The following is an 8,870-nucleotide window of genomic DNA, read 5'->3' as shown; positions in this document are numbered from 1 at the left end:
GATTTTCAATCCAAAGTAGCTTCAACAGATGTTATTGAACAAGAAATAGAAGAACAAATGCGAGGGATTGACCAAACGAAAGCAGGTATTGAAGTCATTAGTAATACCCTTCCCGGCATGCAAGCTATGATGGGTATTTTTGACATGATGAAACAAAAGCTGCAAGAAAAGTTAAACCATCTGCGTGAATTCAATTCTACTTCTAGTAGTAATTATGATACAGCACTTCAACTAGCTGCGAGCATCGCACAAGGTCTTGCAGAAGTTCAAAGCGGAAAAGGTTTTAGTCCCGCATCAGGGACATTTAGCACGCAAGGATTGAATATGGAGTGGACGGGACCTATCCAAAAAATCGCAGAGGAAAAAGCTCGTGAAGCTGAAAGTCTTAAAGATGATAGTCTGTTTGAAGAAGAAGTAATAGAAAAATCCAAATTAGAGAATTTTGGGGATAGTTTTCGGGATGGTGCAAGACAGGGTTTTGGAGATGCATGGGAAGGATTCTTGTCTTTGGGTGAAGGAGAAACATGGGCAAACATAGGTAATTCTTTAATACATCCTATTGATACTCTCAGTACTATGTACAATGTTATATCAGATTCCTTTATGAGAGATGTATGGAATGGTGATTTAGAGAGTAGAGCTAGATGGAGTGGTTATGCACTAGCACAAATTGGTACAGGTTTGCTAGGTACTAAAGGTCTAGATAAAATTACTACACTAGCAAAAGGAGCAAATTTTACAAAAGTAACAGATATTGCAGGAACAATGACACCAAGGTTACAACCTGCTTGGGCAGGTGGGTTTGCAGGTACAGCTATTGAGACAGGAGCCGCCTCTACTGTAGCCTCATCGAGTCATTGGGGACATTACTTAGGTGGACTGGGTAATTATCTCCTGTTTGCTAGACCATCATGGAAAGCATCAGAAAATGAGGTAGGTAAAATATTTGAGGGTTACACAGATCAAGTGGCTTTTAAGGATAGACAAGAGGTGTCTAGATATACGAAGGGCAGCACTAGGCCTGACTTCTACATAGAAGGACATAGTATCGAAGTTAAAAATTACGATGTTTCTACTAAATCAAGAAGAACTAATTTAGTAAATACAATTGTAAAACAAGTGAATGATAGGGTTGCTCACTTGCCTGAAGGAACAAAACAAACTATCATTATAGACATCAGGGGACAAACTGTTTCTAATGATATTTTGAGGGAAATTAGAGCAGAAATAAGTAAAAAAGCTAATACATTACCTGAAATAGAATTTATAAAGGAGGATTAATAGAATGTCAGTCGTAGGATTTAAAGTTGATATGTTTTTCTATGAAGTTGGGCATCCTGACCTATTGCATAGCTTTTTCTCAACAATGTCTTATCATACAGAACCTGAGGGTTGGGGAACTAAATACCCTCTACTAATGAAAGATCTATATTTTGATAAATTAAAATGGAAAGATGCTCCAGAAGCTTTGAAAAATATAGAAGAAATTAGGGAAAAATTAAGTGAAATACCTCCATCAGAAGTAGTATGGGATATTGAGGACATAGCTAAGAGACCTCCTTGGGAAGACAACCTTCCTGAACAGGTAACAAATTTGGAAAACTATTACGCTACTCCTAGAGGAACAACCTTCTTCACTTTATTAATAAATGCTTTAAAAGATTCAATACAAGATAAAATGGATGTAATAATTAAAAAGAAATATAGCTAACCATTTAAAAAAATAGATATTTTAAACACCTTGGGATGAAATTCTGAGGTGTTTTTGTTTTAGAAAAAAAGGAAGAGATTTAGAAATAGAGACTTTATAAAATTCATTTTTTTTAAAACATGGGTATTGATATCCATGCTTTTTATTCAATATATTAAAACTGAATATTCTATTTTTTATTGAAAAATAATTAATCTATTATTTTAATTTATCCGAATTATGTTAATATTTAATTAACAATATGTGGATGAGGAGGATATTATGAACGTATCAGTGAAGGGGAATGAGCAGATTACAAAATTGTTAAATGATTGGTATCAAGAAATAAGAACGCAACATGTAATCAAAGCTACACAACTCAAGAAAGAACTTGATGAAAGAATCCATACTATAGAAGAAGACCAAAATTTACTTCTTTATTACTCTCTTTTGGATTTTAGATATAGAGTTTTAACAGATGGCTTTAGTATTTCAAAGAATTCATTTGATAAAATTGAGTCTTTCACTACACCAACAGATAATTTTTTAGCTTACTATTATCATTTCTTCAAGGCTGTCCATTCTACTATACTTACAAATTACAATGAGGCTAGAAAGCATTATGAAAAAGCAGAAAGCTTATTAGAAAATGTTTCAGATGAAGTGGAACATGCTGAGTTCAATTATAGGGTTGCATCATTTTATTACCAAATGTATCAGCCGCTTTTAGCGATTCAATATGCAAACAAGGCAAATGAAATATTTTCAAAACATGAAGGATATGAGGTTAATGTAGCTTTGTGTGAAAATGTTTTAGGGTTATCTTGTTCAGAGTTAAAACAGCATGAACAAGCAGAGGAATATTTTACTTCTGCAATCAATATCTTACAAAAGGAAGGTAATGAAACCTTAACTTTAAGAGTGAGGCACAATTTGGGATTGCTATATGCAAGTCAAAATCTTTCACCTTTAGCTATTAGGCACTTATCAGAAGTTTCTATAAAAATCCCTAATCATTTTAAATCAATTTTTATAGAAGCAAGAGAACATTACAAATTAGGAGCATTAGAAAAAGCCAGGGAGTTAATTGAAACAGGATTAAAAATTTGTGGAGAATTAGAAAATGATGAGTATAAACATCACTTTTTGATTTTGAATGCATTATGTCAATTTTCAACAGTAGAAAATATAGAAAAAGTGGTTTTGGAAGGAATCCCCTGCTTCGAAAGAGAAAATTTAGTGGAGTATGTTCAAGAGTATAGTGAAATGCTAGCTATGGAATTTCATAAGAAAGGTAATATAGAACAGGCTGAAAAGTATTTTCATAAGGCTTATGAAATAAGACAAAAATTACTAGAAAAAGGAGCATTGAAATAATGAAAAAGCTTAGTTTAACTGTAATGGGATTAGCAGCTGCAGGTGTTTTATCTTTTGGAGCAAGTACCCTTTCTGAATCAAAACAAGCAGGGCATGGAGATTTTCCAGTATCAAAGGCTGATGTTAAACAATATGCTGCTCATGGTGATACACCAGCACCACAAAGACCTGGCTTAACTTATACACATGGAGACCACTTCATTACAAAGAGCACTTACGCTAATAAAGGCGATCTCCCTATCTCTGCCGATGGAGACACTGGTTCTCCTTTTTACACTGAGCATGGCGATGGGAGCGGCGTTATAAATAATAGATCACATGGAGATTCCCCTGCTCCTGCTGATAATAGAGGTGACGGTGGCATTATCAGTAATAAATCTGTAGAAGATCCCGGTGGTGGTATGGTAAGTAATGAATCTGTAGAAGATCCTGGTGGTCATATAGTAAGTAATGAATCGCATAGGGATTCTCCTGCACCTGCTAATAATAAAGGTGACGGTGGTGTACCCGCTTATGGCCATGGGGAACCGTGGGGTGTAGCTGATGGTGATACTGGTTCACATGCTGACTTACCTACCTCTGCTGATGGAAATCACGGTGGTTCTCCTTCTTATGAACACGGTGATACACCAGCACCACAAGCGTAACATTTTAATAGATTTAAAGAATAAGCCGCCCATCTAAAAATGAGCGGCTCTCTTTATTAATACATTTATTGGATGTTACTTTGCACTTCACATCACTATTACTCCCCCTACCCTGCTTAGGAGGAACTCGAAATAAAACAGCGAGGACATAACGAAATTTATTGTCTTCGTTTTTTACAAAATAATCAAGAAAACGTATACAATCTTTTTGATTTTTGTTAAAGAATAATACGAGGAGAATACGTATTTTAGGTTAGATTTTTTATATAGGAGGAACATATATGGAATCTCAGTTTTATGAAGTAATACGGTTTTATGAGGAAAAGATAAGTAACTTTCAGTTATTTTCTAAACGAAATTTGTGGATTATATTCTATTGTATTGGCTTAGTTGCCCTCTTTATATTGGCATTTTTAGGTCCTAAGAGTATGACAGGGCAGTTACTTTTAATAATACTTGTGTTATCTCTAGCTATTCTACAATTTATGTTTATTTATAATATCGAAAAAGAATTTGGAAATCTTAAAGATTTAGGATTTAAAGAAAAAGTAAAAAAGTGTTCTTATTCATTGTTAAATACAAGGTTTTTATTATGTTTTAATGATGGAAAATCTGTTAGAGAAAAAAAGGTAAATGATTTACGTATGTTTTTAAAAGAAGAAGGATTATATAGTAAAGAATATTTGGATGAGTATATAAAATTATTAGAAAAAGAATATCAAAGTCGATTTTCAAGCGGAACAAGCTTGTATTTACTTATAAGTTTTTTTGTTTCAATTTGGACATTTTTTATACAAGTAGTTTGCAATCCTCAGGAATTAGTTAAATCAAACAATCTTGATTTTCTTTATGTAAAATCAATTATTATAATGTTAATAATTATTTTATTTGTGACATACGCTTCATTTAAAATATGTGTTGCTTTTTTAAAACCGATGGTTTTCTTAGTAATTCCTATTAAAAAATATGAAATGTTAGATTTGTTAAGTATCTTAAGAGAAGTATATTTTGAGTGTTTTATTCAAGAATCGAAGAAGCAAAAAAGAATATATAAGGATTTAGTATAAAGGCATACAAAGAGCAATACTTTAAATTCGCATGTAGGCCCGACACGACCAAAAAAAATTGTATGTTAAAGAAATAGTTTACAAAAAACTATCCTCATGTAGGGGTAGTACCATACATCTATCAACTTAAAAATATTCACTATCCTACAAAGTAAAAAACGTTATTCTTTCTAAACAAGTTAGATTATTAGAAGGAATAATACTTTGTATTTTTCTATTTTTATGTTGATTTTACAAAAAATTACTTTTATAATGATTTTGAAAACAAATAAACCATTATAAAAGGAGCTGTTGAAGTGTTTAGAAAAATAAGTATGGCTATTGTTACTATGATTCTGACTCTTTCTGTAACTTTTTTTGGTAGTGATGCACAGGCTGATACTCTTTCGACAAATAATGCTTTAGTATCAGAAGACAATTCTTCTGTTGTATTACAAACATCTGAAGGTAAAGAGGAATCCATTACAACACTTACAACGAAATCATTACCTTGGAACTTTACTTATGAATTTGATTCGAATTTAGATGGTACTACTAGATTTTATTATGATTCTAATAAGGGCCGATTAAAGATACACCTGAAATCTAAAAGTGATGCTTCAGGAGATTTTAAAGTAACACTAATGAAAGATCCAACAGTTGGTTGGGATCATGCAGTTTCTCATACAAATTATCCAAGGAATAGTTCGAAAGGAGTTATTTTTACTAATCAATATGGAGGATCGAAATTGTCTTCTGGTTATTATTGGATAAAATTTGAAAATCCACATCCATGGCCTTATATAACAGGGTCAGGGTCTGCTTATTATACTCGTTAATATAAATACGAAAAAAGAAGACTTAGAGAGAAGAACTAAAGAGGGCACATATGCTCTCTTTTTTCTTTTATGCTTCAACAGAATAGGAGGTACATCAACGATTCTTTACTTTTGGAGTCACTCAAGAAAAATGTGCTTAATAATCCCAGTTTTATAGTTTTTTGTATTCGGTATAGTAAAATGCCATAAAAAACATAGAAATTGCGAGTGGCTCAAAAAAGGAATAATCGTTGACGTACCTCATAAGGTGACTACTGTGTACCAAAATATGCAAACAAAAACAAACCCTCATAACAGAGAGTTTGTTTTCTACAAGAAAATAGGATGATAGGGTATTAGCTATGACAAATTAAATTTATCATATGTTAGATAATTTTGTATTGAGAAATAAAAATGTTATTTTGTTAAGGCGAAAATCAAATTTTCTCACTTTGCGAAGTTAGTAGATCAGTAGTAAGATGTAATGGACCTAGTCAGTCAGCCTTTTCTTTGTTGTAGCTCCGTTTCGCGCGGGGCTATTTTTTTGTAAATATTAGCGATAAAATTCACTACCAGAATATTCTTCTTTAATTTCAACAAAAAACACCTATTGTAATTTATAGGAAAAAACACTATGGTTAAAAATGTAAAAAACAATCAAAAAAGGTGGAATTATTTTATGAACGAAAAAATTTTAAAGGGTATAGCTGTTTTTTGTTTTTTAATCATAGTACTTGCTTTATCAGAATACATGATTGATAGTAAAAATATGCGATTAATTGTAGAATTGCCTATAGTCGCGATAGGCGTTGCAATTATTGTTAAACTTCTTAATCACAAAAGAGCTAGTTAACAAATTAGAATCACCTTATAGGAACAGAGCCGGCTAGAAATAACCGGCTCTTTTTTTATTATCTAAGCCAACTTACATATGACTCATCAAAATACATCCAACCCTCAACGTCCTCGCCAGTTACATAAATCCAGTTTTCATAACGGTAATGTACATCATAAGCAGAACGTTTTGTAATTTTATTGATAACAGTATCACCAGTACTCGCACCTTTTCTGAGATTGATATCAGTACCATTTACCCAAACGACACCTTTGTTTTTGCCGTCTTTATTAATGGATACTACATCATTACGCATCCAATTTTCAGGGTTAACTTTGAACCAAAAGTATTGTCCATCATAGAACCAATCATAATAAGTATGACCTTGACCTCTTACTGCTGTACGCATTATTTGTGCATCTAAATTTGGTTCTTTACGAATGTTAGCAACTTCAGAAGTTGTTGTAAGTGTTCCTAAAGATTCTTCTCTATCGGATTGTACTTCTTGATGTTGTTCATTACCAACAAACCAATTTAAATCTTTATCACCAACTAATTTATTTACATCGCAGTTACCAATTCCCTCTACATAACCGCCTGTTGCATTGTCTGCATATTGCCAAATATCGCAAGGATATGCAGGTTTTTTCCCGTAGCGAGGAATCCAAAGGAAATCAGCTTTTACATTTTCTAGTCCATATGAGCCATACATATGATGAGATACATAGAATCCTACTTTCCATCCTGCATCTTTTAACGTGTCTATAAACGCCTGTGAGGCTTTTGCTAGGTTAGTAGCACCACAACTATCTAAAGTGTCGTCTTCCACATCTAGAACTAAGAATTTAGCGTTAGGACTAACACGAGCCATGAAATCCCTTGCTTCCACAATTGCATCTTCCACAGATACATAGCAGCCGTATGCATATGCTGCGTGTGGAATGCCTCGTTCTTCTAGATTTGCTACATGCTGTTTATATAGGTTGTCTATTTTATTTGAACCATATTGCACACGACAAATTGCTAAATCAAGATTTTGAGCAGCTACGTCCCAATTAATACTATCGTTATATTTTGAAATATCTACAATATTTTTAGTCATTATTCATTCTCTCCTTTTTTATTTTAAAAATAAAAGAGCACTCCTAATTGGAATGCCCTGCATACATAATGAGTTGAGTAATCGATCTACTTTGTTTTTGATTTTAGAACTACTTGCTCAATTGTAGATTCAATCAATTTTTCTACATTACCAACTTCTTTTTCCAACAGTGGAATAAGTTGTGCACCTTGTTCTTTAATCGCTGATACAGCATTTGCTTTTACTTGATTTGCTAGTTCTGGTGTCCATCCGCCTTTCGTTTTCACATCTGAAACCATGCGTTGCGTAAAATCCGCCACAACGGACTCTGTTATTTTATTAAGAGTATTCAGCGAATCTACTACTACAGTCGCTGTTTTAGCGTCTGTATGAGCCTGAATATAAGACTTAATTCGTGGTGTTAACACACCGATTCCAGTTGTGATTGCAGCGCATAAAATACCGCCTAAAGCTTGTACTACTTGAGTTTCTAAAGTTACTAATGACATATCAAATTCCTCCAATTTGTTTTTTTATTTTTCCAACTTACAAAAGGAGCACTGTCAATTTAACAGTGCTGTAACTAAAAATATTAATTTTTGCTTTTTCTAGATTCTGAACGTCTAATTTTCGCTTCAATTTCAGAAGAAACACTTTTTAATAAACGCGATGGAATCCATTTTTCCCAGCCGATTCGCGCACAATTTGCTGTGAAACTATTAAAAATGTGATAGATTAGACCGCCTGTGATGGCGCAAAAAAATATGTCTGGTAGTTTAACTAACATATCAAGTACATGAGCGAATGAAGGCAAAAGAAAAAGCACTACAGCTCGTGCAATGCCCTCAATTCCATATTCAGACGCATATGTTCCATCTTTCTTTGCTGCTTTAATACCAGTAATCCAATCTAACACCACAATCCACACTAGCGCTGTAATCCAAATTAGATTAGCTTGTCCATATAAAAAACTGATAATGGTTCCTAATCCTCCAGAAATCGCTGCTGCTGTTTTAAACTGTGGATAACCAATGACATCAGTAATATTTAATGTTCTTACTAGACTATTGAGTCGTTCCAAAGGTCCTCACCCCCTTTCAAGTGAAAATAAAAAAGCCTTACTTAATTAGTAGACTTTGGTTTCAACTTTTCATTTTCTTCTCTTAAATTAAGATTTTCTGCTTCTAACTCGATTACGCGAGCCAAATAAATGTTTTTCTCTTGGATAGCAGCGTTTAGTTGTTCTTCCACAACTTTTGCGTAAAGTTCTGCGTTTGCTGTTATTTTCATCAATAATCACCTTTTCTATTTGATTTAATCTATCATCAGTTTTTTGAACATATTGCTGAAAACCTTTTATTGTAACTGATAAAGAA

At 33.2% G+C, this 8,870-nt stretch carries 11 protein-coding genes; 7 read left to right on the top strand and 4 right to left on the bottom strand.

Annotated features, from left to right (window positions below; genetic code table 11):
* The 7 genes from BM350_RS25715 to BM350_RS27195 all read left to right on the top strand — a co-directional run.
* A partial coding sequence (locus BM350_RS25715) for a cytoplasmic protein (protein WP_244548086.1) occupies positions 1 to 1,281 on the top strand: 1,281 nt, incomplete at its 5' end.
* A 4-nt stretch (positions 1,282 to 1,285) separates the two neighbouring features.
* Positions 1,286 to 1,711 carry an Imm70 family immunity protein gene (locus BM350_RS25710; protein WP_090913462.1) on the top strand — a complete coding sequence of 142 codons (426 nt, stop codon included), beginning with the start codon at positions 1,286 to 1,288 and terminating at the stop codon, positions 1,709 to 1,711.
* A gap of 261 nt (positions 1,712 to 1,972) precedes the next feature.
* Positions 1,973 to 3,067: a Rap family tetratricopeptide repeat protein gene (locus BM350_RS25705; RefSeq protein WP_090913461.1), complete on the top strand. Its 1,095-nt coding sequence runs from the start codon at positions 1,973 to 1,975 to the stop codon at positions 3,065 to 3,067.
* Positions 3,067 to 3,714: a Phr family secreted Rap phosphatase inhibitor gene (locus BM350_RS27790; RefSeq protein WP_090913459.1), complete on the top strand. Its 648-nt coding sequence runs from the start codon at positions 3,067 to 3,069 to the stop codon at positions 3,712 to 3,714. The genes BM350_RS25705 and BM350_RS27790 overlap by 1 nt, the downstream gene beginning before the upstream one ends.
* Positions 3,715 to 3,995: 281 nt before the next feature.
* A complete protein-coding gene (locus BM350_RS25695; RefSeq protein ID WP_090913457.1) occupies positions 3,996 to 4,781 on the top strand; it encodes a hypothetical protein in 786 nt (261 codons plus the stop codon).
* A gap of 314 nt (positions 4,782 to 5,095) precedes the next feature.
* Positions 5,096 to 5,599: a hypothetical protein gene (locus BM350_RS25690; protein ID WP_139232941.1), complete on the top strand. Its 504-nt coding sequence runs from the start codon at positions 5,096 to 5,098 to the stop codon at positions 5,597 to 5,599.
* Between the two features lie 658 nt (positions 5,600 to 6,257).
* Entirely contained in the window at positions 6,258 to 6,431 is a 174-nt protein-coding gene (locus BM350_RS27195; protein WP_170857782.1) for a hypothetical protein, read from the top strand.
* A gap of 58 nt (positions 6,432 to 6,489) precedes the next feature.
* On the opposite strand, the gene BM350_RS25680 is transcribed toward BM350_RS27195, so the two are convergent.
* From BM350_RS25680 to BM350_RS27300, 4 genes are all read right to left on the bottom strand, one after another.
* Positions 6,490 to 7,515, bottom strand: a complete 1,026-nt coding sequence (locus BM350_RS25680; protein ID WP_090913450.1) for a GH25 family lysozyme — start codon at positions 7,513 to 7,515, stop codon at positions 6,490 to 6,492.
* Positions 7,516 to 7,601: 86 nt separating this feature from the next.
* Entirely contained in the window at positions 7,602 to 8,003 is a 402-nt protein-coding gene (locus BM350_RS25675; RefSeq protein WP_090913447.1) for a hypothetical protein, read from the bottom strand.
* Positions 8,004 to 8,086: 83 nt separating this feature from the next.
* A complete protein-coding gene (locus BM350_RS25670) occupies positions 8,087 to 8,575 on the bottom strand; it encodes a phage holin family protein (protein ID WP_090948336.1) in 489 nt (162 codons plus the stop codon).
* An 87-nt stretch (positions 8,576 to 8,662) separates the two neighbouring features.
* Positions 8,663 to 8,870 (bottom strand): hypothetical protein (locus tag BM350_RS27300; protein ID WP_211482644.1); only part of this gene is annotated, 208 nt, incomplete at its 5' end.

It is taken from the genome of Bacillus sp. 103mf, assembly GCF_900116295.1.
Classification (GTDB): Bacteria; Bacillota; Bacilli; order Bacillales; family Bacillaceae_G; genus Bacillus_A; species Bacillus_A bruguierae.
Note: the sequence above shows the minus strand (reverse complement) of the source record. Positions and strands in the feature narration are given on the sequence as shown.